Here is a 26905-nt window from a genome sequence, read left to right on the forward strand (position 1 = left end):
ACCGCGTTCGCATCCATCATTGGAACCCCCTGATCGACCATCGATGTCCGCAATGGTGATCGTACCGGTCACCGGCCAGCAGATCAGGCTCTTTGCCGAACTATCTCGGTTCAGTGAACTGAGGCTGACGGCTGCATCGAGTGGCCGCTCGACTTGATCGCGACCACGTTCTGTGCGGAACGCCTCATGATCACGACCCACCTGCGAGGATGCTCCTGTGAAGGTGCGAGCGGCGGTGGTCGGTGACGCCGAGCGGATCGCCGCCCTCAACGCGGCGGGGTGGCGCGCCGGGTTCCGCGGCTTGATCAGCGACGCCTACCTGACGGGCTACGACGGGCTCCCCGAATTGCGCCACCGAACGCTGGCCGAACCCGCAGATGACGACCTCCAGCTGGTGGCCGTCGACGGGGAGGAGATTGTCGGCTGGGTCGCAGGCGGCTCGGCGCACGAGGACGATCTCGGGCCCGGGGCCTACCAGGTCCGGGCCTGCTACGTGGACCCCGATCGCTGGCGCACCGGGATCGGGCGCCGGCTGCTGACAGCGCTGATCGACCATTTGGACCCGGGGCGATGGACTCACCTGGTGCTCTGGACGCTGCGGGATGCGGCGCCGACCAACGCGTTCTACAGCTCGCTCGGGATGGTGCGCGACGGCCGGGAAGCGCTGCTCGAACGGGGCGGTCCCGTGCCGCTGGTGCGCTTCTCCGCCCCGCTCACGCACCTGCGGACCGAGCCGCGTGTGCCGCAGTCCAATGGGAACTCGGGCGAGTAGGTCCCTCCCAAGACCGGCCCGAGGAAGAATTCTCCTGAGCGTCGGGTTGGAACACCTCGTCAGGCTTGCACCGAAGCGACACTCAGGTAACAGCCGTTGTCCCGGAGCATCGCGATCACTCCAGCGGGTCTGGCTTGCGCCGGCCTTTCACACCTGCAGCCTCGAGTCGCTTCTTGACCGTCACGAGCTTGTAGACGAAGACCGCAGCGGCCGTGGCTGCACCCGCATCGTCGAGGAGGCCGATCGGTCCCAGCACCACCTCAGGTAGCACGTCGACCGGGCTCGCCAGGTAGACCAGGGCCCCGATCATGGCGATCAGCCCGCGCGGCGGCATGCGGTATCGCCACATGAGGAATCCGATCACGGCCACCCCCAGCAGGGACAGGACGCCGAGGAGCACCAGCACCGGAGTCAGCAGATCGGACAAGTTCATGGCGTCCACTGTGCCTCATGCGCCAGCGAACGGACTCAATTCCCGAGGCTCGGCGTGGCTGGCGACGAGCGAAAGGGGTGGGGAATCAGGGCGCAGCCATTGTCCAGGGGGACTGGACACCATTCGCACCCGCCATAGGGGAGTAGTGCGGTTGCGGGCTGATCAGGGCTGCCTTCGACAGCGCTGATCAGGGCTGCCTTCGGCAGTGGATACTTGTCAGATGACGCGGAGCCGCTGTTACCGCGAGGGGGTCCTCACCGACGAGGGGTTCTCGCTCGCCGACGTGTCCGAGCATCTGGAAGACGAGTCCGCAGTCGTCTGGGTGGACCTGTGCGCACCAAAGCCCGAGGAGCTTCAGGTCCTTGCCGATGAGCTCCAGCTCCATACGCTCGCGGTGGAGGCCGCAGCGAGCGGCCGCCAGCGACCGAAGTTTGACCGTTTTCCCGGCCACGACTTCCTCACCGCCTATGTGGTCCGCCTTGACGTAACCACCGGTGAACTGGTGACCGGCGAGATCGCCGCGTTCATCACCTCGAACGCCCTGGTCACGGTCCGCAAGGACGACGAGTTTCAGGTGGACGGGTTGGTGGCCCGCTGGGACGACAAGGCGGACATCAACAAGCACGGCGTTGGTGCCCTCGTGCACGGTCTGTTGGACTTCATCGTCGACGGACACTTCGAGGCCGTGGAGTCCCTCGACGATCAAATCGAGCTGCTCGAGGATCTACTTTTCGACACTCGGCCGCACGACCGCGATGTGGAACGCCGCAGCTTCGAGCTGCGGAAGAGCCTCGTACTTCTTCGCCGAGTCGTGCTGCCGATGCGCGAGGTCGTGAACTCGATGATGCGCCGCGACGTCGGCTTGGTCCCCGAGCAGTTGATGCCGCACTTCCAAGACGTCTACGACCACGTCCTCCGCGCCACGGAGTGGACCGAGAGCTTGCGCGACCTTGTCACTACCATCCTTGAGACGAACCTGACGATCCAGGGAAACCGGCTCAACATCATCACCAAGAAGGTCACCAGCTGGGCGGCAATCATCGCGGTACCGACCGCGATCACCGGCTTCTACGGGCAGAACGTGCCCTACCCAGGCTTCGCCCACGAGTCGGGCTTCATCGTGTCGTCGGTGCTCATCGCGCTGATGTCGGGGACCCTCTACCTCACCTTCAAGCGCAAGGACTGGCTGTGACCTCCCGCCTGCGGCGCACGTTGGTCGGGCATCAAACAAGGGCGGGCAGTCCCCTCGGCGACAGCTCAGGGTCGCCTCACCGTTAGCGACGGCCTTGCTTGGCATCTGGTCCGTGAGGATCCGTCCTCGCTGGAAGGAAGCTTTCCCCAGCAGTTCAGGCATGCCGTGGTTGCTGTCGCCGGAAGGGGTGAGCCTGCGGATCTTTGATCAGTCATGGGTGTCCCTTCGAGAAACGGAGGGTCGCCTTCAGCGGGACACGTGCTGCCCCTGTCCCAGCAGGGTGCCCCAGAGGAGCTTCACTACTGATGACGTGGTCACAGCGTTGTCTTCTCGATGGACGCCAGCGGTGGTGCGACGCCCGGACGAGAGGGTCGCGGGAGCCGGAGGAGTGAGATGCCGACGGCTCCGAACCAGACCCACAGCAACGGCCCGTAGGCGGCATAGAGCGTGGGGGCGGCAAACCGCATGGCTTCGCTGACGAGGCCGAGGGCCCCGGTCGCGAGGCCCAGCCAGCCAACCCAGTGCGGGAGAGGGCCTCGGAGGAGGGGCAGCGAGATCAGCAGGATGCCCAGCGGAGTAAGGGCTCCGGCGAGGGAGACGGTGTTGTTCTCGGCCACGAATGCCTCGGCGGCGGCGACGAACGAGGGGCGGACGGCCTCGGTCGCGGCGGCGTACCGGTCGCTGAGATAGACGAGGGAGAGCGTTCCCTCGCTGGTGACGGGCACAGCGAGCAGTGCTGTCCAGGAGGCCCCGCCGACGACGAAGCCGAGCACAGTGAGGGTGGGGCTGTCGGGCAACAGGGCCACCAGGAGGGCGGTGAAGACGATCAGCCCGAACAGCGACGGGACGAGCCACAGCAGCTGCTGTGCGATGTAGGTCATCCTGTGAGCCGCGATGAAGCGCAACGTCGCCTCACCCCCCGACACGGGCGGCGGGTCCGCTGCGTAGAGAACAAGGGCCGCCATCCCCGAGAGTACGAAGAGGAGCGCCGATATGCCACCAGTACGGTACAGAACCCTCCAGCTGTTGGGCGGCGGCACTGACCATGGGGACATGCCTCGATGCTAGGGGCGAAGGCCGCGGTGCGGCCCGGGCCGAATGGCCTATTTTGCTCGTGTTTCGCCGTTCTGGTTGCTATGGGAAGTGTGGCAGACGAGACACTCCAGTAAGGCCGAGGACTCTATGCATCGCAGCTCCATGGTGGTCCGCCCAGCTCTTCACTGCCCAGGACCCCCGAAGCACGTCGTCCAACCTGATGGGGAACGAGACGCTGGCACAGGTCGGCATCGCCTTGGAGCTGGGCATCGTGCTGGCTCAGGCGTTGACCGCAGTGGCGTTCTACCGCCTGTCCCCGCGGCCATCGGCGAGATATGGATGATGGGCTACCTGATCATCGTCGGCACCCACGACCGAGCCTCGGCGTCCACGACCATGGATGGACCCCCTGCCAAGGACCGCCGCCGTTGCACGGACTCCGGCGACATCACCGAGTCAGGTCTTGATCAGAGTGGCTTGGTCGCTCCGCTGATCATCGGCATCGAGCGTCACCGGGTTGAACCCTTTGACGAGCAACCACACCGCCATGACCATCTCTTGCAGACCGATCGGGATGTTGAGCACAGTGTTGACGGTTGAGAAGCCGAAGTCCTGGGTGAAACCGGAGTAGAGGGTGGCGCCCAAGGCCAAGGCTACGGCGGCAAGACCCCAGCCCGAGAGCCACCGGGGGAGGAGTCTGGCGCTGTAGAGCACGTAGTAGTACATCGAGGCGCCGGTGAGAAAGGCGAGCAGCCCGACAAACCCATGCACCCAATCGCGTGTGGCAAGCAACGCTTCCCTGGTGAACGCAGGAACTGCAGTTCCTGCTGCCAGCGCGCCCTGGCTCACGGTCAGCAGCACCAGCAGGCTGAGGGTCCCGGCCAGGATCACCACCCCCTCGGCCACCCTGCCGGCGACAGATCCCAGCGCCAGAGCGCGGTTGTGCCTTCTAAGGACCGGATACAGCCCGATCGCGATGCCGGCGCCGGTCGCAGCCCAGACGAACTCGATGAGCGCCGTCAGCACGACGCGATTGCTGTTTCCCGCCAGCTTGTTCAGGTAGTCGGGACCATCCAGCAGTGAGCCCAGCGGGGCCGCGCTGAGCACACTGCTCACGGTGCAGGCGATGAGCAGCACTCCAACCGCAGTCGCGTTTCCTCGGTAGGTTTTCATGGTTTCGATCTCCCGTTCTGAATACCGCCCGTTCGCCTGTCCGTTCAGGATGCAAGGCCTTGCCTTCACGAAGCAGGACGACTGGTTCACGTTGGCACGCAGCTGCGGTTGGTGGGTAGGGGCGAAGGTCACTCGCCGTACGAACGCTTTGACTTGCTTGCGGTGCTGGCTCCGGCGTGCTTGACGCCTCCGATGAGAAGCCAGAGCGCCAGGCCGACTTCGGCGACGAAGCTGACAGCCAGGCCCGGATAGGTGATGGCGTGCTGGTCGGGCAGCAGCAGGCCCTGGAGGAACCAGATCAGGTCGGCGACGCCGTCAAGGGCCAGCAGGACGCCCAGGAACCGCGGAAGGAAGCCTGACTTGTAGACCACGTAGCCGAGCGGGAACAACCAGGTGCTGAAGAACAGCTGGGCGGCGACGAAGCCGGTCTTGTAGACGGTGATGAACAGGTGCGCCATCCCCTCCACCTGCTCCCCGGAGTATCCCGGGAGGTTGTCGGGGCTGGCTCCGAGCAGCATCGCGGCGATCAGGGGGAGCATGCTCGCGCACTGGAGCGCGACGCCCACGGTGTTGAGCAGTAGGAAGAGCAGCGCCAGGCTATCGGCGACGGTGCGGAGCAGGACATAGAGGCTCCAGGCGGCCAGAAGGAAGAGCCAGGCGGAGCCGAAGGCGATGACAAGGCCCAGCCGGAACGACGGGTTGTTCACGAGGATGGCTCGATAGACATCATCCACTGAGCCCATGCCGATGTGTCCTAGGGCGTCCGCGAGCACTGAGGACAGGATGAAGCCCAGGTAGAACCCGCCCGCTAGCCTGGCCAGCTTGTCCGGGGCAATCCTCTCGCTGCGTGACGACACGGTTTCACTGCTCCTCGGTCACGCGTCGACTTCGGGAAGTCCCTTCACGAACACTCGACGTGGTCCTCACTGTCGTGCACCCTTGATGTGGCGGCTCCACCCGTAACCGACGGCAACTCCCAGGGCCAGGATCCTGAGCGCGTTGAAGGCGATAGCGATGAGGAAGTAGCGCCAAGGGTCGTTCACCGACGACGTGAAGAACTTCGCTGGGATATCGATCACCGCTGTCAGGGTCAGGAGGACGACGAAACTGATCACCAGAGACTTCGCTAGCGGGTTTCTGGTGGCAATCCAGCCAGGGGAAAGCATCATGACCCAGCTCACGAAGACAGCGATGAACAAGCCCCCGACTGCAGCCTCAACCAACATGGGTGCATATGCGATCGACAGCGCAGCCCGGTACTCAGCAGCGAGGGGAGTCAAGGAGATGGCGAAGTTGACCACCCAGAACGCGGCCGCCCCCGGAAGGGCCAGCAGGACGGTCGGTCTCCAGACGCTTATTGATCTCGTCACCTTGCGCGGTTTGTCGGCGGGCGGCGACGGGGTGACTGCTTGCTGGTTCGTCGCGGAAGTCGGGCTTGAACCGCGCCATCTGCTCGCCGGTGCGATCACTGCCGACTCTTCGGCAGATCAGCAGGCTCGATGTGCGCTGGTTCTGTCGGCTCGGCGGCGTCGATCCGAGTCGGTGAGGAATGCCAGAACCAGGCGGCAGCGGCGATGGTCAGCAGCAGCAGAACCTCGACGACGCTGCCGATGACGTAGTAGGCCCAGGTCTCGCCGATTACGGCGGCGACCACTGACACGGCGTACAAGAGGCTGACGATCACATTGATCGGCCTGTTGATCCGCGCCGGTGCCATCAGCGAGAACGTCACCATGATGCTCGGGACGAGGATGTAAAGCGTCGTGAGTGTGAGGAACACCTGGCTGATCTCAACACCACCTGGGACCCTTCCGTGCAGGGCGCCATAGATCACGTCGGCGCGCCAGAAGCCGAAGATGTCAACGTAGGCGAAGACGAAGAGCATCGAGACCCACAAGCCGCTGAGCACCACCTTCACGTTGACCTTCGGGTCATCGCGGCTGCTGATCCGGTCAGCGTTCATTGATCTACTCCTTGGTATGGGCCTGGCTTCTCGATCTCATGGGCTGGGTTGCGGCCGTCCTGGGTGGATCGAAGTCGTGAACTTGGTCGCTGCATCACCTCATCCCCTGAGAAGGGAACTCCTGCCGCGAGCATCCAACCCCCGCGCGGCGCGGTGGCAGAGGCGAAAGTCCCCCTGTGATCCGATCGGGCCAGTGAAGCGGGATGCCGAGCTGCATCGGCGGCAGTGTGCGGACCTCACGTCGGCTGACGGTGGAACGAGTCACCGTGGCGCGCCGCCGGCACGTGGGCACTGGGACTTAAGACATCGCTGCGACTGGTGGAGCGATTTGAGGATGATCAAACGGCGAGCACTTGAGTCAGCGCGATGATGGTCGCGCCAACCAGCGTCTGGAGGACGCTGACGGCGGCTGCCTGACGACGGCCCCTAGATCAGGGGTCGACGGCCGAAGGGGTAGGGCGTCATCGCCGCCCCGGAGGTCGGAGTGCGCGCGTACCTTCCCTGCCCCATCTCCTGACACGGTCGCTCCCGCTGCTCCCGCACGCACCCAAACCACCCGGGGCTCCTTGCAGGGCCTCACCGGATTCCCCGCCGGTGTGTAGGACGGCTGGGGAGGATTCAGCTCATCGGGGAATACGGCGCAGCCGTCAGAAAAACCGACTCGGTCTTCTCGACCACGGTTCCGTTCGCCTCCGAGGCAGCCTTGACCTGCTGCCACTCCGGGTCCGCGCGGAACGCGGTCCAGGCTGCTTCTGCCGCCTCCCGGCTCTCGAAGCCGAGAAGATAGATGAGGGTGTCCTCGGTGTTCGCGCCATCGGTAGGTGAGAAGAACGCAAGCGGCTCCATGTTGTGCTTCCTGAAGATGCGCAGGGTGTGGTCACGAAACCGGGTATGCATCCGCGACCCCATTCCGGGTGCGGCTTGGTAGGTGCGAAGTTCGAAGACTCGACTCGTTGACATGGGATGCTCCAATGGCACTCGGTATCCGGGTAATGATGGTCAGAAGGTATCGGTAGCCTTACGCTGGGCTTCCCAAGGCCTGGCGCACACCGGCTGCACGTCGACCGCCTCGGCGTACGAAGACAACCGATCTCGATCTAAAGGAGCCGACGAATGTTCGCTCTCGTAGTGCGCTTTGACCTGCTGGACGAGTCCGCTGCGCGGGCTTTCGATGCGCTGCTTGCCGAGGCGCTGCCCAAGATCACCGCAGAGCCCGGCACCCTTGTCTACCTGACGCACAGCGTTGAGGACGCGCCCCTGTCGCGGATCTTCTACGAGGTGTACGAGGACCGCGACGCGCACGCCAAGCACCAGAGCTATGAGCACACCAGCCTTTTCCTGACCGAGAAGGACCAGTACCTCAAGGGTTCCAGGGTCGAGTTCCTGGACGACCCGACCGGCAAGGGTGTGCCCCAGCTCGGTTGACCGTTGTGGGGCAGCCGCGCCGGCGGCGGTCTACTCCGAGCCGGTCCGCCGCAGCACCTCGCTGAGCCGTTCGGCGGCCGCGATCACGGCTGGGGCGTGCAGCCGACCAGGTTGGCGGGACAGCCGCTCGATCGGCCCGGAGACGCTGACCGCCGCGATCACCTTGCCGGAGGGGGAGCGGACCGGCGCCGAGACCGAGGCCACTCCAGCCTCGCGCTCACCCACCGAATGTGCCCAGCCACGCCTCCTGACAGCGGCCAGCGCGACTGCGGAGTAACGGGAGCCGCGCAGCCCGCGCTGCATCCGGTCGGGTTCCTCCCAGGCGAGCAGAATCTGCGCGGCAGACCCTGCGCTCATGGTCAGCTGGGTCCCGACCGGGACGGTGTCGCGCAGGCCGGACATGCGCTCTGCGGTGGCCACACAGATCCGATAGTCACCTTGACGCCGGAACATCTGCGCCGACTCCCCAGTGATGTCACGCAGCCGTGCCAAAACGGGTCCCGCAGTGGCGAGCAGCCGGTCCTCACCGGCGGCCGAGGCGAGCTCGCCCAGTCGGGGGCCGAGGATGAAGCGGCCCTGCAGGTCGCGGCTGACCAGGCGATGATGTTCGAGCGCCACAGCCAGCCGGTGGGCCGTCGGCCGGGCCAGCCCGGTGGCAGCCACCAGCCCGGCCAGTGTGGTCGGTCCCGTCTCCAGGGCCCCCAGAACGAGGGCGGCTTTGTCGAGAACGCCAACACCGCTAGAGTTGTCCATGCCTTGATACTGCCGTCTCGGATGCTGGAAGGCAAGTCAGAATGCGGCAATCATAGGAAAAACCTGAGAACGGGAAATCACGCTAGGGAAAGAGTGGGTCATGGGCAAGACATTGAGTGAGAAGGTGTGGGACGCTCACGTCGTTCGATCGGCGGAATCCGAGCCGGACCTGCTCTTCATCGACCTTCACCTGGTTCACGAGGTCACCAGCCCGCAGGCCTTCGATGGTCTGCGTCAGTCGGGCCGTCGCGTGCGGCGCACTGACCTGACGTTGGCGACCGAGGACCACAACACCCCGACCCTCAACATCGACCAGCCGATCGCCGACCCGGTGTCTCGTACGCAGGTCGACACCCTGCGCAACAACGCCAGGGAGTTCGGCGTCCGGATCCACAGTCTCGGTGATCTTGACCAGGGTGTCGTGCACATCATCGGCCCCCAGCTCGGCCTGACCCAGCCCGGCATGACCGTCGTCTGCGGCGACTCGCACACCTCCACCCACGGTGCCTTCGGGGCGATCGCCTTCGGCATCGGCACCTCTGAGGTCGAGCACGTGCTGGCCACCCAGACGCTGCCGCAGGCAAAGCCGAAGACGATGGCAGTCAACGTCAACGGCGACCTTCCGCCGGGCGTCACCGCCAAGGATCTGGTGCTGGCCCTGATCGCCAAGGTCGGCACCGGCGGAGGGCAGGGCTACATCGTGGAATACCGCGGCTCCGCCATCGAGGCCCTGTCGATGGAAGGCCGGATGACCATCTGCAATATGAGCATCGAGTGGGGCGCCAAGGCCGGCCTGATCGCTCCGGACCAGACGACCTTCGACTACGTCCAGGGCCGTCCACACGCACCGCAGGGTGCCGACTGGGATGCAGCGGTGGAGTACTGGAAGACGCTCAAGTCCGACCCGGACGCTGTCTTCGATGCCGAAGTTGATCTTGAGGCGGCCGAGCTGACGCCGTTCGTCACCTGGGGGACCAACCCCGGTCAAGGCGTCCCGTTGGCCGGCTCGGTGCCCGACCCGGCTGAGTTCGCTGCTGAGCAGGACCGTACGGCGGCGGCCAAGGCGCTCGACTACATGGCTCTGACGCCGGGCCAGAAGATGCGCGATATCGCCGTAGACACAGTGTTTCTCGGCTCCTGCACGAACGGGCGGATCGAGGACCTGCGGGCCGCGGCCGATGTGATCAAGGGCCGCCACGTGGCGGAGAACGTCCGGATGCTGGTGGTTCCCGGCTCGGCCCGGGTCCGGCTGCAGGCGGAGAGCGAAGGGCTCGACGTCGTGTTCAAGGAGGCGGGTGCCGAATGGCGTGCTGCAGGGTGCTCGATGTGCCTCGGCATGAACCCGGACCAGCTGGCCCCGGGGGAACGGGCAGCCTCCACGTCCAACCGCAACTTCGAGGGCCGGCAGGGCAAGGGTGGCAGGACCCACCTGGTCTCACCCCCGGTCGCCGCCGCAACCGCCGTCGTGGGCAAGCTCAGCGCGCCCGCGGATCTGTGAGGAGAGAAAGAGCCATGGAGAAGTTCAGCACCCACACCGGCACCGCGGTGCCCCTGCGTCGCAGCAACGTCGACACCGACCAGATCATCCCGGCGGTCTACCTCAAGCGGGTGACAAAGACAGGTTTCGAGGACGGACTGTTTGCCGCCTGGCGCAACGACCCGGATTTTGTTCTGAACAAGCCGGAGTATGACTCGGCGACGATCTTGATCCCCGGTCCTGATTTCGGCACCGGCTCATCTCGAGAGCACGCGGTGTGGGCCCTGGAGAACTATGGCTTCCGGGTGGTGATCGGCTCCCGGTTCGGTGACATCTTCCGCAGCAACTCGGGCAAGGCGGGCCTGTTGATCGCTGTTGTGGACCAGGAATCCGTCGAACGACTCTGGGACCTGGTCGAGGCGTCGCCAGACACCGAGCTCACCGTCGATCTGAGAGCGAAGAGGATCACGGCACCGGGCAAGATCGACATTCCGTTCCAGATCGACGACTACACCCAGTGGCGACTGCTTGAGGGCTTGGACGACATCGGCCTCACCCTGCGGCACGTCGACGCCATCGATGCCTACGAGGCGAAGCGCCCGGGGTTCCTGCCGCGAACCCTGCCGGCGAAGGTGGAGTCGAACCGCTGAGAGTTGGCGTTTAGCACCAGCTTTTCCCTTTTTCCTTACGACACGCGGAGAATGGGCTGCAGGTAATTGTCTGCAGCCCATACTTTCCCTAGCGTTGACTCTGCAGTCGTACAGTGCGGTTGCTGGGAGCCCTTGAGGCTGAGGAAATGTTCGGAGAAGGGAAGCTGTGAACAAGGCTGAGTTGATTGAGGCACTGTCGGTGCACTACGACGGCAGTAAAGCGGAAGCATCCAGGGCGCTCAATGCGGTGGTGGAGACCATCACGTACAAGACCGCACAGGGGGAAAAGGTCTCGATCACCGGGTTCGGTGTCTTTGAGAAGGTCCACCGTTCCGCGCGTATGGTGCGCAACCCTCGTACGGGTGAGCGTAAGCGAGCCAAGGCCACGGCCGTCCCGAGGTTTCGTGCTGGCTCGGATCTGAAGGCCTACGTGTCCGGCGCCAAGAAGGTGCCCAAGGCGACCAAGAAGGCGGCCGCGGCCAAGGCCTCTGCGACCAAGTCCGCCGCCACCAAGTCCGCTGCCACCAAGTCCGCCGCCAAGGCGGCACCGGCCAAGAAGATCGTCGCCAAGGCTCCGACTAAGGCTGCGGCCACCAAGGTCGCCGCCACGAAGAAGGCCAGCACGAGCAAGGCTGCTCCGGCCAAGAGGGCGACTGCCACTAAGGCTCCGGCCAAGGTTGTTGCCAAGAAGACGACGGCCAAGAAGGCTCCGGCGAAGAAGGTGGCACCCGCCAAAACGGTCGCGGCCAAGAAGACCGTGGCCAAGAAGGCTCCAGCGGCGAAGAAGACCGCCACCAAGAAGGCTGCAGCCAAGCGCTGATCACGGCACGCGCACGAGGTGGTGCCGCCGCAACTCGGGCGGCACCAGAGCAGGGCCCGGACACGGTCGAGGTGTCCGGGCCCTGCTCATTCTTCTTGCCGCGAACGCCTCAGAGCCAGGCGGAGAGCACCTGTCCGCCGGCCAGTACCGCATGCAGGCGCTGGCCGGGGTGCAGGACGCGCAGCGACTCGGTGAGTGCGGTGCCGGCCATCGACATCCGGTGGCCGCTGGAGCTGATCACTATCCAGCCGTCGTCGCCCCGGTCCAGTGCAACGGTGATCGTCGTGTACCTGGCCAGCAATCCAGTCGCTGGGTCGACCAGGGAGCTCGAGTAGCGTCCGAGGCCGAGCGCGCAGGCCGCACTCAGGTCCACCTCGGTGTCGACGTCGCGCCGAGCATCTGGCACAGGAGTTCCGATCAGCTCGTCGGTGAGGGAGAGGGCACCGGAGGAGTGGTGGGCGGCGGCTGAACGGCCCTGGAACCGCGGATCCAGGTCCCCTCCGTTCGCGATCACCATCGTGGTCCCGATTCCGGAGGCGTCGGCGACGAAGGACCGAGGTGCCGTGCTCGCCGCGAGAATGAGCCGCAGGGACGAGGGACGCAGGGCCGGCAGATCACCGACGCAGGCCACCACCCTCCGGTAGCCCTGCCGCTGCAGCTCGACTGCACCATGCTGCAGCGCCGGGTTGAGGCCGGCCCGGCGGGACTCAGCCAGCACCTGCAGCTGCAGCCCGTACCGGTTCAGGGTGGTCTGCAACGACGGCTGGTCACTGACGACGACGACATGATCAACGACTGCTGCCAGGCTGGCCAGGGTGTCCAGGGCCATCGACCAGGCCAGTCTGCGGCGCAGCGGCGCAGGGACGGTGTCCACCCGGGATTTGGCGAAGACCAAGGGTTTCAATGCCAGCACTGCCCCGACCCGGTCTCGGTGTGGTGCGGTCGGGTCGGTCCGGGGTGCGGCCTGTTCGCTGTTCATCGCTACCGATGCTGTCATGAGGGCTTAGGGTGAAGCCACCTCGTCCATCGGGGCGTGAACTGTTGACGACGTGTGAGGCGGAGATGTCCGACGACCCAGCAACCGGTGATCCCACCCCGGGCCGGACCAGCCGGCCCGTCGACCGCCGCAAAAACGTGCGGCTGCGGCCGCTGCGGAAGGTCATCAGCGAGCCGGCAGAACCGACGCTGTTCTGGGTTGTCTGGCTCCTCAACGAGGGTCTGAAGAGGTTCACTCTGCGGGACTGGCGCAATCAGGAGAAGATCCCGAAGACTGGTGGCGCGGTGCTGGTCGTCAACCACGTCTCCAACATCGACCCGGTCGTCTTCGGGCAGTACCTCGTCTACGCCGGCCGCTGGCCGCGTTTCCTCGGGAAGGCGTCGCTGTTCAGGATCCCGGTCATCGGCCGTATCATCACCGCCTGCGGGCAGATTCCGGTCGAACGGGACACCCGCAACGCCGCTGTGGCACTGCAGCAGGCGGTCGTGGCGGTGCTCGCCGGCAAGTGCGTCTCGATCTATCCAGAAGGCACGATCACGCTCGATCCGGATCTGTGGCCGATGACTGGGCGGCATGGTGCCGCCCGGATCGCCTTCGCCACCGGCTGTCCGGTGATTCCGGTGGGGCAGTGGGGATCGCAGGAGATCATGTACGGCAAGCAGATCCACTTCCCCAAGCTGCTGCCTCGCAAGACGTTGATCTTGAAGGCGGGCGATCCGGTCGACCTCGACGACCTGCGCGAGCAGCAGCTCAGCACCGCCGTGCTCGACGAGGCCACCGACCGCATCATGAATGCGATCACCGCAATCGTCGCCGAACTGCGCGGCGAGGAACCACCACCGGTCCGTTTCGACGCCCGCCGCCAGCGCCGGACGAAAGGACAGGACCGATGAGCAAGGTCGCCGTGATGGGCTCCGGATCATGGGGGACCGGGTTCGCCCTGACTCTGTGCGACGCCGGCAACGAGGTGACCATGTGGGCCCGGCGGGCTGAGCTGTGCGACGCGATCAACACCCAGCACCGCAACGTGGACTACTTTCCGACCATCGAGCTGCCACCCTCGTTGAGAGCGGTCACCGACCCCCAGGAGGCGATGTCGGGGGCCGACTTCGTCGTGCTGGCGGTGCCCTCACAGTCGCTGCGAGAGAACCTCCGGGTCTGGAGGATCCCCGAGAACGCGGTCGTCGTCAGCCTGGCGAAGGGGATCGAGCTGGGTACCGGTCTGCGGATGAGTCAGGTGATAGCCGAGGTCGCGGGCATCCCGCCCTCGAGGATCGCCGTGGTCACCGGGCCCAACCTGGCCAGGGAGATCGCCGAACGCAAGCCGTCGGCCAGCGTCGTCGCGAGCACCTCGATCGAGACTGCGGAGGCGCTGCAGGCGATCTGCCATACCCGCAGCTTCCGTCCGTACACCAACACCGACGTGATCGGCTGCGAACTGGGCGGGGCCACCAAGAACGTGATCGCCCTCGCTGTCGGGATGGCGATCGGGATCGGTCTTGGTGACAACGCAACGGCCTCGGTGATCACCCGTGGTCTGGCGGAGATCACCAGGCTCGGTCAGGCGCTGGGTGCCGACCCGTACACCTTTTCCGGGCTGGCCGGGCTGGGGGACCTGGTCGCCACCTGCTCGTCACCGCTGTCGCGGAACCGGACGTTCGGCGAGCAGCTCGGCAAGGGCAGAACGGTGTCTGAGATCACCGCCTCCACCCGGCAGGTCGCCGAGGGGGTCAAGTCCTGTGCGTCGATCCAGGCGCTGGCGGCGGCGCACGGGGTGGAGATGCCGATCGTCGACGCGGTGGCTGCAGTGATCGCCGAGAAGATGACGCCGACGGAGATGATCACCGCACTGCTGTCCCGGTCCGCCAAGCCGGAACGCTACTAGGAGCCACCGTACGAGCCGGCGGTCAGGCGGCTGGCGTCCTTGATGCAGTGAGCGCCTGCTCGAGGTCCTGCCACAGGTCCTCGAGATGCTCGATGCCGACGGACATCCGGACCAGGCCGGGCGGCACCGTCACCAGCTCGGACGGCCATCGGCGTCGCCGCTCGAAGGTGGACTCGACTCCGCCGAGGCTGGTCGCATGGACCCAGAGCCTGGCGGCGGCCACGAAGGCGTCCGCAGCGTCGGCCGAGCCGAGATCGATCGACAGCAGCGACCCGAACCCCGTCATCTGGGCGGCTGCGACCTGGTGCCCGGGGTCGGTGTCCAGACCGGGGTAGTGCACAGCCACGACCGATGGATGGCGCTGCAGCCGGTGGGCCAGCTCGCTCGCGGTGGCCTGCGCCTGCTGCAGCCGGACATGCAGGGTGCGGATGCCGCGCAGCACGAGATAGGACTCCAGCGCGCCCGGGGTGGCGCCGTGCAGCCGCCGGGTGGTATCCAGTCGGCTGAGGCGGTCGGTGTCGGTGTCATGCACCACCGCCACCCCCAGCAGGGCGTCCGAGTGGCCGGACAGGAACTTGGTCGCCGAGTGCAGCACCACGTCCGCGCCGAAGCCGAACGGCCGCTGCAGCAGCGGGGTGGCGAAGGTGTTGTCCACGACGAAGGTGCAACCGGTGCCGCGCAGCCCGGCGCCGATGGTAGCCAGGTCCGCGATCTCCATCATCGGGTTGGTCGGCGACTCGAGCCACACCATGTCGGCGCCAGCACCGGCCTCCAGCACCGCGGCCGGACTGGTCAGGTCCACCACCCGCACCGTCAGCGCCCCCCGGTCTTGCAGCTGGCCGGCCAGAGCGGCCACGCCCAGGTAACAGTGTCGGGGCAGCACCACAGTCCCACCCGGTGGAACAAGCTCGAGGATGGCGTGCACGGCGGCCATCCCGGAGGCGAAGCTGATGGCCCTGCCACCCTCCAGCGCTCCGACGGTCGACTCGAGGGCCGTCCAGCTCGGGTTGCCGTAGCGTCCGTAGCCGGTGTCGCCGCCGCCCACGTAGGTGGAGGCGAGCACCGGCGGCTGGTTCAGCGGGGCGTCCGGCGCCCGCTCCGGACGTCCGGCGGTGACCGCCGTCGTCTGAGGCCGCTCCGACCTGTGCGGCTGGATCGGTGGGACGGGGTCTGGGCTCATGTGCTCCAGTGTCGCGCGTCGACACCGACGGCACGCACCCGCCCGGGTAGGGTCGGAGGTCGGATGAGGCGACCCAAGGGGGTCGCGTGAGGCACAGAGTCGTGTGAGGCGGAGAGTGGTGGCATGACGGAACTGGCCAGCGGCAGCGGCGCCGGGCAGCAGCGCGGTGACCAGCCGGCGACCCCGCCAAACGGCAGGCCGCGGGTTGCGGTGGTCTTCGGTGGCACCAGCAGCGAGCACGGCGTCTCCTGCCTCACGGCGGCCGGTGTGCTCAGCGCCATCGACCGGGACCGCTATGACGTGGTCGGCATCGGCATCACCCCCAGTGGGCGTTGGGTGCTGGTGGAGCCTCAGGTGCTGGACCAGCTCGGCGTCGTCGACGGCCGACTTCCGCAGCTCACTGAGGAGGCCCTGGACGCGGTGCTGCTCCGGGCCGAGACCGGTACCTCCGTCGCACGCCGCGAGTCCGCTGAGCTGTCGGCGATCGGGCACCTTGATGTCGCCTTCTCGCTGCTGCATGGACCGTTCGGCGAGGACGGCACCATCCAGGGCCTGTTCGAGATGATGGGCACCCGCTACGTCGGTGCCGGTGTGCTGGCGAGCGCGGTCGGGATGGACAAGCACTTCATGAAGATGGTGCTGGCAGCCTCGGGTCTGCCGGTGGGGGCGTTCACGGTGATCAGACCCCAGGACTGGGTTCGCGACCGGGTCGCCTGCCTGGACGCCGCCAACTCGCTGCACTACCCGTTGTACGTCAAGCCCGCCCGCGGCGGCTCGAGTATGGGAATCACCCGGGTCGAGGACGTCTCCAAGCTCGAGGCTGCGGTGGAGTACGCCCAGGGCTTCGACCCGAAGGTGATCGTCGAGGCCGGGTTCACCGACGCCCGGGAGGTGGAGTGCGGGGTGCTGGAGTCGCTCGACGGCGGCCCGCCGGACACCAGCGAGGTGGCCGAGATCCGGGTGCACACCGAGTCCGGCTTCTACGACTTCGAGGCCAAGTACCTGCCGGAGGAGCAGGTCGACCTGGATGTGCCGGCCGACATCGAACCGGAGATCGCCGCCGAGGTGCAGGACCTGGCGCGACGTACGTTCGAGGCCATCGGCTGCGAAGGCCTGGCCCGGGTGGATGTCTTCGTGACCCACGACAACAGGGTCGTGGTCAATGAGATCAACACGATGCCCGGCTTCACCGAGCACTCGATGTTCCCGCGGATGTGGGCGCACAGCGGACTGCCGTACCCGCAGCTGGTCGACCGACTGATCCAGCTGGCCCTCCGCCGCCCGGTGGGCCTGCGCTAGCCGTGGTGGCGCTGAAACGGCCGTCCGCGCTCTGAGCTTGTCGCATCCGCGCTCTGGGCTTGTCGAAGAGCCTCGCGCATCCGCGCTCGGAGCCCGTCCGCGCTCTGAGCTTGTCGAAAGAGCCTCGCGCATCCGCGCTCTGAGCTTGTCGAAGAGCCCTTCGCCCGGTTCAGGCACGCTTGCTTCATTGCACAGGGCGCTTCCCCAATAGTCGCGTTCTGTTGAGTTTTCGGCCCCGGTCGGCCGGATCCGGGTCGAAATGTCGCGTTCTGTTAAGTTTTCGGCCGCGATCGGCCCGATCGGTCGAAATGTTGCGTTCTGTTGAGTTTTCGGCCGCGATCGGCCCGATGCGGTCGAAATGTTGCGTTCTGTTGAGTTTTCGGCTCCGATCGGCCCGATCCGCCTCGAAATGTCGCGTTCTGTTGAGTTTTCGGTCTGGCGGGGCTTAACCAGGCTCAGTGCAGCGGCCGCACTCTGAGCTTGTCGAAGAGCACTGCCGTTTCAGGGCCGTCAGGCGCAGGGTTGCTGCACCGGGTCGTGGGCCTGGATCGCCGCCGCGACGTCAACCAGGGCGTTGGCCTCCGGTGCATAGGCGTCGGGGACACCCAGCTCGACCAGGGCCGGACGACCGATGGTGGTGAACAGGAAGCCACCCTTGCCCTCCTCGGCGAGCCAGCCGACCCCGTTGACCTCGAAGCACTGGCTGGCCTGGGTCATGGCTGCCGGCTGCGGCACGCCGCAGCGGAGCACGATCGGCGGGTCGCCCCAGGCGGCGCTGAGCACACCGGGGTTGGTCTCCCGGCGGCTCGCGTCCAGGACCTGTCCGGGGAGGTCGGCCACGAGACCGGCGCAGATCCGGCGTACCTGGGCTGACGGGTCAGGCTCGTCCACCTTCACCGGTCCAGCACAGCCGGCCAGCACCAGCGCGAACGCCGGCATCAGCGCAGCGGCCCGCAACCGGGCCGGCCTCGGCTGCGTTCTGCTCAGATGTGCACGACCGGGCAGGTCACGGTGCGGGTGATGCCGGCCACCGACTGGACCCGGGCCACCACCAGCTGGCCGAGCTCGTCGACACTGGAGGCCTCCGCGCGGACGATCACGTCGTATGGGCCGGTGACATCTTCAGCCAGCGTGACCCCTTGGATCGCGCCGATGGCGGCAGCCACCTCAGCGGCCTTGCCGACGTTCGTCTGGACCAAGATGTATGCCTGTACGACCATGGAACGTTTCCTCCAACTCAGTGACGCTGGCGGCGATGCCTCGCCTTGGGCTCGTCGTGTCCCGGCAGTACCGCGACGCACGAGAACTCGACCGCGTACGCTCGCGGTTGTGCGTCACGCTACAGGGTCGCCTTGGCTTTCGGCAGGCCCGCACCTGAATGGAAGGCTTCTGTGACCTTGAGCTCTGCCAGACCTCCCGCGCCGGGCGCGGCTCCCCAGACTCTGGGCGAGCTGGGTGAGTTCGCCCTGATCGCCGAGATCACCCGCGGTCTTCCGGCGGTTGACGAGGTGCTGCTCGGCCCCGGCGACGATGCGGCCGTGCTGGCCGTCGACGGACCGGTGCTGACGACCGTCGATGTGCTGGTCGAGGGGGTGCATTTCCGTCGCGACTGGTCGGAGCCATATGACGTGGGCCGCAAGGCGATCGCTGTCAACGTCGCCGACATCGAGGCCATGGGCGGCCGGGCGGTCGGGGTCGTGGTCGGCTTCTCCGCCCCGGCCGACACGCCGCTGCGCTGGGCCCTCGAGTTCGCCCGGGGTCTGCGGGACGAGGCCACCACCGCCGGAGTGGCCCTGCTGGGTGGCGATGTCACCCGCGCCCGTGACATCACCGTCTCGGTCACGGTCATCGGGGTGCTCGACGGGCGTCCGCCGGTCCGTCGTGACGGCGCCCGGCCCGGTCAGCTGGTCGCGATCTGCGGCCGGCTCGGTTGGGCCGCGGCCGGGGTCGCGGTACTCGGCCGCGGGTTCCGCTCGCCACGGGCAGTGGTCGAGGCGCAGCGCGTCCCTCAGGTCCCGTACGGCCAGGGAGCCGTCGCCGCCGGTGCGGGCGCCAGCGCGATGATCGACGTGTCCGACGGGCTGCTCGGCGACCTCGGCCATGTGGCCCGGGCGTCCGGGGTGGTGATCGACGTCGACTCGTCCCGCTTCGCCGTGCCCGACCCGCTGCAGGCGGTGGCGGCCGCCACCGGCTCCGATCCGCTGCGGCTCATCCTCACCGGCGGCGAGGACCATGCCCTGGCCGCCACCTTCGACTCCGACCGCACACTGCCCGACGGCTGGCAGGTCATCGGCACGGTCCGCGAACTGCCCGCAGGCGGTGACCCGGTCGTCCTGGTCGACGGTGCCACCTGGGAGGGCGAGACGGGGTTCGACCACTTCGGACGGAGGTCCTGAGATGTCCGCTGGGACCGGACTGACCAAGGTCGCACTGCCGACCGCCCGGGTGCTCACCATCGCCGGCTCCGACTCCGGTGGCGGTGCGGGCATCCAGGCAGACCTGAAGACGATGCTCGCCCATGGCGTACACGGGATGAGCGCGATCACGGCCGTCACCGCGCAAAACTCGGTCGGGGTGCAGGGGATCTGGTCGCTGCCCACCGAGGCGGTCGAGGCGCAGTTCCGCAGCGTCGTCGACGACATCGGCGTCGATGCGGTGAAGACCGGCATGCTCGGCAGTCGCGAGATGGTCGAATGCGTCGCGGGCCTGCTCGCCGGACTGGACCCCGCCATCCCCATCGTCGTGGACCCGGTCTGCGCCAGCAAGCACGGCGACCCGCTGATCGATGAGGATGCGGTCGCGGCGCTGCGGTCGCGGCTGCTGCCGGTGGCCACCGTCGTCACCCCCAACCTCGGCGAGGCCGCCCTGCTCACCGGCACCGGGATGGAGACCCCGCCACCAGAGCTGGCCGCCCGGCTGTTGGCGTTCGGCTCCAGCTGGGTCCTGGTCAAGGGGGGACACAGCGTCGGCGACCCGGTCGACCACCTCACCGACGGTGTCGAGCAGCATGCGTTCGCCGCTCCGCGCGCCGACAACAGGCATACCCACGGGACCGGCTGCACCCTGGCCTCGGCGCTGGCCTGCCAGCTTGCACTCGGCCTTGACGTGGTGTCGGCCACGGCAGCCGCAAAGGACTACATCACCGGTGCGATCGCGGCCGGCTTCGCGCTGGGCTCCGGGATCGGTCCGGTGGACCATTTCTGGCGCCAGCGACACGGCTGACGCTCAGGCCGCTCCGGCCAGTGGGTCGGCGATGCCTGACCGGATTTCCGGGCCGGGTGTATTAGATTCGACGCCATGAGCGAGCCGGTAGGGGAGGGAGCGGAGCAGTCCCTCTGGCAGCGGATCTGGCCACAGACGAAATGGCTTCGGCCCTCTCTGCTGGGGTTGGTGCTGCTCTCCTTCTTCCTGCCGTTCGTCACCGTCTCCTGTGACACCCCCGGCGGGTTCGGCCGCGTCGACGCCGGCGGCACCACCTCCTACAGCGGCTTCGACCTGGTCTTCGGTGGCGAGCCGGAACGCTCGGCAAGCCAGCTGCTGCCACCGGGCAAGGGCACCAGCGACCTCATCGGGGTGCAGCCGGTCGCCGTGGTGGGTCTGGCCCTGCTGCTGGCCGCCTTGGTCTGCTCGCTGGTGATCCGGCGGCCTGAACTCCGCAACGTGACGGTGGCGGCGCTCGGTGTGGCCACCGTGGTCGCGCTCAACATCTCCCAGCTGCTCGTCCACCTCGAGCTGAGCCGGATGGTGGCGGCCCAGCTCGCCGGTCGTTCGGTGCCGCCGGGGGCCAGACCCGGCGACTATGTCCGTGCCGGTCAGGGCTTCGCGCTGGCCATGACCGGCCTCGGCCTGGTGGTGCTGGGGGAGTTCATCGTGCTCGGCCTGCGGATGCGCCGCGAGCAGGAGCTCGCCCGGCGCCAGACGGACACCGAGCTGGGAGGTCCCGAGGCGGCCGGTCCGGCACCAGGCTCCGAGACCGCCGGTCCCGCTGGCTGAACAGAATAATCGGCGAGTGATGCCTGCCGCGGCTGGCCGTCGTCCCCTGGGGGCGTGGTGACGAGCCGACGGGTCGTCAATGACGCGCTGATTGGGGTGTGCCGCTCGGTGCAGGAATGCCGTCGGCGGCGGCGTGTGCCGGACCCGTGGCCGAAGCCGATGGCGTAACCTCACCAGCATGGCGACCCGCGCGTCTTCCCCACCGCGGACCCGAACCACTTCCAGTACCTCACGTACCGGTTCGAATCCGCGGTCGTCCGGAAGCAACAAGACATCCCAGAACACCCGTGCCGCTGCGCCTCGTTCGGGCCAGCAGCGGCGCCCCCAGTCGCGCGGGAAGGCTCAACCCCGGAAGCGGCAGCCGGTCAGGCAGCAGCGACCGTCGGTACTGTCCTCGCTCGGCCGTGGCCTGGTCGCGGTCTGGCTGGGAATCGCTCATGCTGTGGGTGCCGCCATCCGTGGGATCGGCAGCGGAGCCCGCGACCTCGACCCGGCACTGCGCCGGGACGGGGCCGGGCTGTTTCTGGTCGGGGCCGCCATCGTCGTCGCGGCCGAGTTCTGGTGGGGTCTGCCGGCGCCGGTCGGGCCGGCCATCCATATCGGTGTCACCAGCGTGATCGGCACCCTCGCGTTCGCCGCCCCGATCTTCCTCGGCGGGATGGCCTGGCGGACCCTGCGTCACCCCGACCGCAACGGTCCGGGCGGCCGGCAGGCGATCGGCTGGACGGCGGTCGCGCTCGGGCTGCTCGGACTGGTCAACATCGCCCACGGGCTGCCGCGCCCCGACGCTCCCGAGCAGCTGCGCAGCGCCGGTGGAGTGCTCGGCTTCATCTCCTCCAGCCTGCTGGTGGACCTGCTGTCGCGCTGGGTCGCGGTGCCGCTGCTGGTGCTGATCCTGCTGTTCGGTCTGCTGGTCGTCGTCGGGATACCGCTGCACGAGATGCCGGAGCGGTTCCATGCGTTCCGTGACCGGTTGCCGCGCCGGCACCTGGTGATCGAGGGCGAGGTCGTCAACGAGCTCGAGTACGGCGTCGACGAGGCCTACGACACCCCGGTGGTGGAGGACAAGCCACGACGCAGGCGCAAGAGCCTGCCCAGCGGCAGCGTAGATGTTGAGCCGGCAGAGCAGACCCCCACCGATCCGGCCGACACTGACGCCGCCGAGCTGACGCCGTTCGACAGCGCCGGCGGGGACGCCGACCTCGACGCGGACAGCGAGGTCGGTGGTCCGCGCAAGCCGATCACGGCCGGGCTGCCGCCGGGGGTCACTGTTCACGGCGAGAACGAGCCGCTCGAAGCGCCGATGCACACACCCATCCCGCAACGGGTCGAGCAGCTCCAGCTGTCGGGCGATGTCCAGTACACGCTGCCGGACGCCCTGCAGCTCAAGGAAGGCACCGTCCACAAGGCACGTACCGAGGCCTCCGACGCGGTGGTGCACCGACTCACCGGCGTGCTCGAGCAGTTCGAGATCGACGCCACCGTGACCGGCTACAGCCGTGGCCCCACCGTCACCCGCTACGAGGTCGAGCTGGGTCCGGCCGTCAAGGTCGAGAAGGTGACCGCGCTCAGCAAGAACATCTCCTACGCCGTGGCCAGCAACGAGGTTCGGATCCTGTCACCGATCCCGGGCAAGTCCGCGATCGGGATCGAGATCCCCAACACGGACAAGGAGGTGGTCTCACTCGGCGACGTGCTGCGCTCCAGCAAGGCCCGCAACGACCACCACCCGATGACCGTGGGCCTGGGCAAGGACGTCGAGGGCGGTTTCGTGGTGGCCAACCTGGCCAAGATGCCGCACCTGCTGGTGGCCGGTGCCACCGGTTCCGGCAAGTCCGTCTTCGTGAACTCCATGATCACCTCGATCATGATGCGGGCCACCCCCGACGAGGTGCGGATGCTGCTGGTCGACCCGAAGCGGGTGGAGCTGACCGCGTACGAGGGCATCCCGCACCTGGTCACGCCCATCATCACCGCCCCGAAGAAGGCCGCCGAGGCGCTGCAGTGGGTGGTGCGCGAGATGGACATGCGCTACGACGACCTGGCGGCGTTCGGCTTCCGGCATGTCGATGACTTCAACAAGGCTGTCCGGGCCGGTTCGGTGAAACCGCCGGAGGGGTCGGAACGGGTACTCGTGCCCTACCCGTACCTGCTGGTGATCATCGACGAGCTCGCCGACCTGATGATGGTGGCGCCTCGGGACGTGGAGGACTCCATCGTCCGGATCACCCAGCTGGCGCGGGCGGCCGGCATCCATCTGGTGCTGGCCACCCAGCGTCCCAGCACCGACGTGGTAACCGGTCTGATCAAGGCCAACGTGCCCAGCCGGCTCGCCTTCGCCACCTCGTCGATGACCGACTCCCGGGTGATCCTGGACCAGCCCGGAGCCGAGAAGCTCGTCGGCCAAGGTGACGGGCTGTTCCTGCCGATGGGCGCCGGCAAGGCGATCCGGATCCAGGGCGCCTGGGTGACCGAGAACGAGGTCCGCACCGTCGTGTCCCACGTCACCCAACAGCTCAAGCCGATGTACCGGGAGGACCTGGTCGCACCTGCCGAGTCGTCCACCAAGGTCGCCGAGGACATCGGCGACGACCTCGACCTGGTGCTGCAGGCGGTGGAGCTGGTCGTCACCCTGCAGCTGGGGTCCACCTCCATGCTCCAACGCAAGCTCCGGGTGGGCTTTGCCAAGGCCGGCCGGCTGATGGACATCCTGGAGACCCGTGGGATCGTGGGTCCGTCGGAGGGCTCGAAGCCGCGCGAGGTGCTGGTGAAGGCCGACGAGCTGGAGGATGTGCTGTCCAACCTGCGGGCCGGCTGACCGGTCTGTCGTGCGCAGCGCTGCCTCGGCGCGCGAGGGTCAGTAGAGTAGGGGCGCCATGACTGCACACACCACCGCCCCCGCCGATCTGTTGTCGGTCCATCTGGTCACCCTCGGCTGCGCCCGCAACGAGGTCGACTCCGAGGAGCTCGCTGCACGGCTGGAGCTCGGCGGCTTCCGGCTGGTCGACGACCCGGAGACTGCCGACGCGGTGATGGTGAACACCTGCGGCTTCGTGGAGGCGGCCAAGAAGGACTCGGTCGACACGCTGCTCGCTGCGGCCGACCTGAAGTCGGCGAATCCGAAGCCCGGGGGCGGCCCACGGGCCGTTGTCGCCGTGGGGTGCCTGGCCGAGCGGTACGGCAACGAGCTGGCTGAGTCGTTGCCGGAGGCGGATGCGGTGCTCAGCTTCGACGACTACACCTCGGTGGCCGAGCGGCTGCAGTCGATTCTGGCCGGCGAACAGCACACAGCCCACGTGCCGCGTGACCGACGTCGACTGCTGCCGCTGTCGCCGATCGACCGAGCCGCCGCCGCTGGTGCGGTACCCGGTCACGCCAGTGCGCCGGACCTGCCCACCGGGTTGGGCCCGGCCAGCGGCCCACGTGCGACCCGGAGGCGGCTGGACGGTGGCCCGAGCGCGCCGCTGAAGCTGGCCTCCGGCTGTGACCGCCGCTGCTCCTTCTGCGCCATCCCGACCTTCCGGGGTGCGTACGTCTCGCGACCGCCGGCGGACGTGGTGGCCGAGGCACACTGGCTCGCTGGTCAGGGGGTCCGCGAGGCCTTCCTGGTGAGCGAGAACTCATCTTCCTACGGCAAGGACCTCGGCGACATCCGGCTGCTGGAGAAGGTGCTCGGCCAGCTCGCCGAGGTGGATGGTCTGGACTGGGTACGGGTCTCCTACCTGCAGCCGGCGGAAATGCGCCCGTCACTGGTCGAAGCCATCGCCGGCACAGCCAAGGTGGTGCCGTACTTCGACCTGTCCTTCCAGCACGCGTCCGGTCCGGTCCTGCGGCGGATGCGCCGCTTCGGTGACGCCGAGTCGTTCCTCACCCTGATCGCGTCGATCCGGGCGCTGGCACCGACCGCCGGCATCCGGAGCAACGTCATCTGCGGTTTCCCGGGCGAGAGCGAACACGATGTCGACATCCTGACCCAGTTCCTGACGGACGCCGGACTGGACGCGATCGGCGTCTTCGGCTACTCCGACGAGGACGGCACCGAGGCGGCGACCCTGCCCGGACAGCTGCCGCCGGATGAGATCGAGGCGCGCCGGGCCCAGTTGGCGGACCTGGCCGACGAGCTGGTCGGGCAACGCGCCGAGGAACGGATCGGGGAGCGGCTCACGGTGCTGGTCGAGGAGGTCGACCTCGAGCAGGGCATCGTCGTCGGCCGGGCCGAGCACCAGGGCCCCGAGGTGGACGGGAGCGTCGAGATCAGCTGCCCGGATGCCGAACTACCTGGCGTGGGCGCACTGGTCCTGGCCGAGGCTGTCGGCTCCCAGGGCGCCGACCTGGTGGCCGAGCTGCGCGAAGTGCGCCATGGCTGACCGCACCGCCGGCGGTGCGCTCGGTGGTGGCGCAGTCGACCAGCCCGCTCCGGAGACCACGCCGTGGAACATCCCGAACGCGCTGACCGCGTTCCGCATCCTGCTGGTGCCGGTGTTCGCGTGGATGCTGCTGGCCCACCCGGAGGACGCAGGCTGGCGGCTGGCGACTGCGGCTGTCTTCACCCTGGCCATCCTGACCGACAGTCTGGACGGTCATCTGGCGCGCAGGCACAACATCATCACCAAGTTCGGCAAGCTGGCTGACCCGATCGCTGACAAGGCGCTGACCGGGATGGCGTTCATCGGTCTCAGCATCGTCGGTGAACTGTGGTGGTGGGTGACGATCCTGATCCTGGTCCGGGAGTGGGGCATCACCGTGATGCGCTTCGTGGTGCTCCGCTACGGGGTGATGGCCGCCGGGCGGGGCGGCAAGGTCAAGACCGTGCTGCAGTCGATCGCCCTGATCCTGTTCCTGCTGCCGCTGCCCGGATGGTCGCTCGGCGTGGCCTGGGTGGTGATGGCGTTGGCGTTCCTGGTCACGATGGTGACCGGCGTCGACTACGTACGCGAGGCCCTCAAGCTGCGGCGGGACGCGACCGCGGACTCGAGATGAGCCAACCGTGGATGGGCGGGTCCTACGACGTCGCCGCGCGTGTGTTGACGCTGCTGAAGGAGCGGGCCGAGACGCTGGCAACCGCCGAGTCGCTGACCGGCGGACTGATCGGTGACCTGATCACCTCCGTACCGGGGGCGTCCACGGTCTATCGGGGTGGCGTGATCACCTACGCCACCGAGCTGAAGACGGTGCTGGCCGGCGTCAGCCCGCAGACCCTGACGGCTCATGGCCCGGTGGCCGAGGACACGGCGGCCGAGCTGGCCTACGGCGCCGCACAGCGCTGCCGGGCCGACTGGGGCATCGCCGCCACCGGGGTCGCCGGCCCGGACCGTCAGGACGGGCAGCCGGTGGGGACCGTCTTCGTGGCAGCCGCACACCCGGCCGGGGGTGACGACCAGGTGTGGGTGGAACGCCTGTCGCTGTCCGGCAGCAGAGCCGAGATCAGGCGGGCGGCAGCGGTCGAAGCGCTCAGTCTGCTGGAGCGCAGTGTGGGAATGTGCCGGTCGATCCCGGACGTTATGTGAGAGGTGCATACGCCCTGTGGGTGCGGGTGGGTACAGTTTCCTCTATGAATCAGGTGGAGCCGATGAAGCCGGTGCTCGTGCGTGAGCTGATCGGTGAGTCCTTGCGCGAGGAGCGGGTGGCGCAGGGGAAGACCCTGCGCGAGATCTCCACCTCGGCGCGGGTCAGCCTCGGCTATCTGTCCGAAGTGGAACGTGGCCAGAAGGAGGCCTCCAGCGAGTTGCTGGCCTCGATCTGCGGGGCGTTGGACGTGCCGCTGTCGATCATGTTGAACGTCGTCAGCGAAAAGATGGCCACCTACGAGAAGGTGACCCCGCTGCCGATCCGTCCGGTCGCCCAAGCCGCGGCCTGAC

At 67.5% G+C, this 26905-nt stretch carries 30 protein-coding genes; 18 read left to right on the forward strand and 12 right to left on the reverse strand.

Annotated features, from left to right (window positions below; all coding sequences use genetic code 11):
* Nucleotides 1-217 precede the first annotated feature (217 nt).
* On the forward strand, nucleotides 218-772 hold the full coding sequence (locus tag JOE57_RS17430) for a GNAT family N-acetyltransferase (protein ID WP_204919894.1): 555 nt from the start codon (nucleotides 218-220) through the stop codon (nucleotides 770-772).
* Nucleotides 773-887: 115 nt separating this feature from the next.
* Here JOE57_RS17430 and JOE57_RS17435 read toward each other — a convergent pair whose 3' ends face one another.
* Complete coding sequence (locus JOE57_RS17435; protein ID WP_204919895.1) at nucleotides 888-1205, reverse strand: DUF1232 domain-containing protein; 318 nt, start codon at nucleotides 1203-1205, stop codon at nucleotides 888-890.
* Nucleotides 1206-1425: 220 nt separating this feature from the next.
* Between JOE57_RS17435 and JOE57_RS17440 the strand changes: the two genes are divergently transcribed.
* Nucleotides 1426-2397 (forward strand): magnesium transporter CorA family protein, encoded by a 972-nt coding sequence (locus JOE57_RS17440; protein WP_204919896.1) that lies wholly within the window; start codon nucleotides 1426-1428, stop codon nucleotides 2395-2397.
* 314 nt (nucleotides 2398-2711) lie between these two features.
* Here JOE57_RS17440 and JOE57_RS17445 read toward each other — a convergent pair whose 3' ends face one another.
* A complete protein-coding gene (locus JOE57_RS17445; protein WP_420827692.1) occupies nucleotides 2712-3278 on the reverse strand; it encodes a hypothetical protein in 567 nt (188 codons plus the stop codon).
* A gap of 164 nt (nucleotides 3279-3442) precedes the next feature.
* On the opposite strand from JOE57_RS17445, the gene JOE57_RS19025 reads away from it, so the two are divergent.
* Nucleotides 3443-3775: a DUF4386 family protein gene (locus tag JOE57_RS19025; RefSeq protein WP_275588367.1), complete on the forward strand. Its 333-nt coding sequence runs from the start codon at nucleotides 3443-3445 to the stop codon at nucleotides 3773-3775.
* A 113-nt stretch (nucleotides 3776-3888) separates the two neighbouring features.
* Here the strand turns inward: JOE57_RS19025 and JOE57_RS17450 are convergent, their stop codons facing one another.
* From JOE57_RS17450 to JOE57_RS17470, 5 genes are all read right to left on the reverse strand, one after another.
* Nucleotides 3889-4695 carry a DUF4386 family protein gene (locus tag JOE57_RS17450; RefSeq protein WP_204919898.1) on the reverse strand — a complete coding sequence of 269 codons (807 nt, stop codon included), beginning with the start codon at nucleotides 4693-4695 and terminating at the stop codon, nucleotides 3889-3891.
* A gap of 38 nt (nucleotides 4696-4733) precedes the next feature.
* Nucleotides 4734-5462, reverse strand: coding sequence for a DUF4386 family protein (locus tag JOE57_RS17455; RefSeq protein WP_204919900.1), 729 nt, complete (start codon nucleotides 5460-5462; stop codon nucleotides 4734-4736).
* A gap of 66 nt (nucleotides 5463-5528) precedes the next feature.
* The gene (locus JOE57_RS17460) at nucleotides 5529-6074 is read right to left on the reverse strand and encodes a hypothetical protein (protein ID WP_204919901.1); all 546 of its coding nucleotides are present in this window, start codon (nucleotides 6072-6074) and stop codon (nucleotides 5529-5531) included.
* On the reverse strand, nucleotides 6071-6568 hold the full coding sequence (locus JOE57_RS17465; RefSeq protein WP_204919902.1) for a DUF6326 family protein: 498 nt from the start codon (nucleotides 6566-6568) through the stop codon (nucleotides 6071-6073). The genes JOE57_RS17460 and JOE57_RS17465 overlap by 4 nt, the downstream gene beginning before the upstream one ends.
* Nucleotides 6569-7186: 618 nt before the next feature.
* Nucleotides 7187-7528 carry an NIPSNAP family protein gene (locus JOE57_RS17470; protein ID WP_204919903.1) on the reverse strand — a complete coding sequence of 114 codons (342 nt, stop codon included), beginning with the start codon at nucleotides 7526-7528 and terminating at the stop codon, nucleotides 7187-7189.
* A 153-nt stretch (nucleotides 7529-7681) separates the two neighbouring features.
* On the opposite strand from JOE57_RS17470, the gene JOE57_RS17475 reads away from it, so the two are divergent.
* Nucleotides 7682-7993 carry a putative quinol monooxygenase gene (locus tag JOE57_RS17475; protein ID WP_204919904.1) on the forward strand — a complete coding sequence of 104 codons (312 nt, stop codon included), beginning with the start codon at nucleotides 7682-7684 and terminating at the stop codon, nucleotides 7991-7993.
* A gap of 30 nt (nucleotides 7994-8023) precedes the next feature.
* Here JOE57_RS17475 and JOE57_RS17480 read toward each other — a convergent pair whose 3' ends face one another.
* Nucleotides 8024-8746 (reverse strand): IclR family transcriptional regulator, encoded by a 723-nt coding sequence (locus tag JOE57_RS17480; RefSeq protein ID WP_204919905.1) that lies wholly within the window; start codon nucleotides 8744-8746, stop codon nucleotides 8024-8026.
* 100 nt (nucleotides 8747-8846) lie between these two features.
* On the opposite strand from JOE57_RS17480, the gene leuC reads away from it, so the two are divergent.
* From leuC to JOE57_RS17495, 3 genes are all read left to right on the forward strand, one after another.
* Nucleotides 8847-10244 (forward strand): 3-isopropylmalate dehydratase large subunit, encoded by a 1398-nt coding sequence (leuC, locus tag JOE57_RS17485; protein WP_204919906.1) that lies wholly within the window; start codon nucleotides 8847-8849, stop codon nucleotides 10242-10244.
* A gap of 14 nt (nucleotides 10245-10258) precedes the next feature.
* The gene (gene leuD / locus JOE57_RS17490; protein WP_204919908.1) at nucleotides 10259-10873 is read left to right on the forward strand and encodes a 3-isopropylmalate dehydratase small subunit; all 615 of its coding nucleotides are present in this window, start codon (nucleotides 10259-10261) and stop codon (nucleotides 10871-10873) included.
* Between the two features lie 166 nt (nucleotides 10874-11039).
* Entirely contained in the window at nucleotides 11040-11693 is a 654-nt protein-coding gene (locus tag JOE57_RS17495; protein WP_204919910.1) for an HU family DNA-binding protein, read from the forward strand.
* Between the two features lie 109 nt (nucleotides 11694-11802).
* Here the strand turns inward: JOE57_RS17495 and cofC are convergent, their stop codons facing one another.
* The gene (cofC, locus tag JOE57_RS17500; protein ID WP_204919912.1) at nucleotides 11803-12672 is read right to left on the reverse strand and encodes a 2-phospho-L-lactate guanylyltransferase; all 870 of its coding nucleotides are present in this window, start codon (nucleotides 12670-12672) and stop codon (nucleotides 11803-11805) included.
* A gap of 83 nt (nucleotides 12673-12755) precedes the next feature.
* Here cofC and JOE57_RS17505 point away from each other — a divergent pair, with 83 nt between their 5' ends.
* Complete coding sequence (locus JOE57_RS17505; RefSeq protein ID WP_204919914.1) at nucleotides 12756-13583, forward strand: lysophospholipid acyltransferase family protein; 828 nt, start codon at nucleotides 12756-12758, stop codon at nucleotides 13581-13583.
* Nucleotides 13580-14575 (forward strand): NAD(P)H-dependent glycerol-3-phosphate dehydrogenase, encoded by a 996-nt coding sequence (locus JOE57_RS17510; RefSeq protein ID WP_204919916.1) that lies wholly within the window; start codon nucleotides 13580-13582, stop codon nucleotides 14573-14575. The genes JOE57_RS17505 and JOE57_RS17510 overlap by 4 nt, the downstream gene beginning before the upstream one ends.
* 22 nt (nucleotides 14576-14597) lie before the next feature.
* On the opposite strand, the gene JOE57_RS17515 is transcribed toward JOE57_RS17510, so the two are convergent.
* Nucleotides 14598-15755: a trans-sulfuration enzyme family protein gene (locus JOE57_RS17515; RefSeq protein WP_204919918.1), complete on the reverse strand. Its 1158-nt coding sequence runs from the start codon at nucleotides 15753-15755 to the stop codon at nucleotides 14598-14600.
* A 123-nt stretch (nucleotides 15756-15878) separates the two neighbouring features.
* On the opposite strand from JOE57_RS17515, the gene JOE57_RS17520 reads away from it, so the two are divergent.
* A complete protein-coding gene (locus tag JOE57_RS17520; RefSeq protein ID WP_204919919.1) occupies nucleotides 15879-17054 on the forward strand; it encodes a D-alanine--D-alanine ligase family protein in 1176 nt (391 codons plus the stop codon).
* Nucleotides 17055-17564: 510 nt separating this feature from the next.
* Here the strand turns inward: JOE57_RS17520 and JOE57_RS17525 are convergent.
* Nucleotides 17565-17993 carry a DUF3515 domain-containing protein gene (locus JOE57_RS17525; RefSeq protein WP_204919921.1) on the reverse strand — a complete coding sequence of 143 codons (429 nt, stop codon included), beginning with the start codon at nucleotides 17991-17993 and terminating at the stop codon, nucleotides 17565-17567.
* A 44-nt stretch (nucleotides 17994-18037) separates the two neighbouring features.
* Entirely contained in the window at nucleotides 18038-18274 is a 237-nt protein-coding gene (locus JOE57_RS17530) for an Lrp/AsnC ligand binding domain-containing protein (RefSeq protein ID WP_204919922.1), read from the reverse strand.
* A 177-nt stretch (nucleotides 18275-18451) separates the two neighbouring features.
* Between JOE57_RS17530 and JOE57_RS17535 the strand changes: the two genes are divergently transcribed.
* The 8 genes from JOE57_RS17535 to JOE57_RS17570 all read left to right on the forward strand — a co-directional run bounded on the left by JOE57_RS17535 (nucleotide 18452) and on the right by JOE57_RS17570 (nucleotide 26904).
* The gene (locus JOE57_RS17535; RefSeq protein ID WP_204919924.1) at nucleotides 18452-19450 is read left to right on the forward strand and encodes a thiamine-phosphate kinase; all 999 of its coding nucleotides are present in this window, start codon (nucleotides 18452-18454) and stop codon (nucleotides 19448-19450) included.
* A 1-nt stretch (nucleotide 19451) separates the two neighbouring features.
* Nucleotides 19452-20276, forward strand: a complete 825-nt coding sequence (thiD, locus tag JOE57_RS17540; RefSeq protein WP_204919926.1) for a bifunctional hydroxymethylpyrimidine kinase/phosphomethylpyrimidine kinase — start codon at nucleotides 19452-19454, stop codon at nucleotides 20274-20276.
* Nucleotides 20277-20351: 75 nt separating this feature from the next.
* On the forward strand, nucleotides 20352-21047 hold the full coding sequence (locus JOE57_RS17545) for a hypothetical protein (RefSeq protein ID WP_204919928.1): 696 nt from the start codon (nucleotides 20352-20354) through the stop codon (nucleotides 21045-21047).
* Between the two features lie 178 nt (nucleotides 21048-21225).
* Nucleotides 21226-23865 (forward strand): FtsK/SpoIIIE family DNA translocase, encoded by a 2640-nt coding sequence (locus tag JOE57_RS17550; protein WP_204919930.1) that lies wholly within the window; start codon nucleotides 21226-21228, stop codon nucleotides 23863-23865.
* A gap of 91 nt (nucleotides 23866-23956) precedes the next feature.
* The gene (gene rimO / locus JOE57_RS17555) at nucleotides 23957-25414 is read left to right on the forward strand and encodes a 30S ribosomal protein S12 methylthiotransferase RimO (protein ID WP_204920557.1); all 1458 of its coding nucleotides are present in this window, start codon (nucleotides 23957-23959) and stop codon (nucleotides 25412-25414) included.
* Nucleotides 25407-26027, forward strand: a complete 621-nt coding sequence (pgsA, locus tag JOE57_RS17560) for a CDP-diacylglycerol--glycerol-3-phosphate 3-phosphatidyltransferase (protein ID WP_204919932.1) — start codon at nucleotides 25407-25409, stop codon at nucleotides 26025-26027. The genes rimO and pgsA overlap by 8 nt, the downstream gene beginning before the upstream one ends.
* Complete coding sequence (locus JOE57_RS17565) at nucleotides 26024-26554, forward strand: CinA family protein (RefSeq protein WP_239578986.1); 531 nt, start codon at nucleotides 26024-26026, stop codon at nucleotides 26552-26554. The genes pgsA and JOE57_RS17565 overlap by 4 nt, the downstream gene beginning before the upstream one ends.
* Nucleotides 26555-26616: 62 nt before the next feature.
* Nucleotides 26617-26904 (forward strand): helix-turn-helix domain-containing protein, encoded by a 288-nt coding sequence (locus JOE57_RS17570; protein WP_204920559.1) that lies wholly within the window; start codon nucleotides 26617-26619, stop codon nucleotides 26902-26904.
* The last annotated feature ends 1 nt before the right edge of the window (nucleotide 26905 follow it).

Origin of the sequence: Microlunatus panaciterrae (assembly GCF_016907535.1) — a bacterium.
Taxonomy (GTDB): Bacteria; Actinomycetota; Actinomycetes; order Propionibacteriales; family Propionibacteriaceae; genus Microlunatus; species Microlunatus panaciterrae.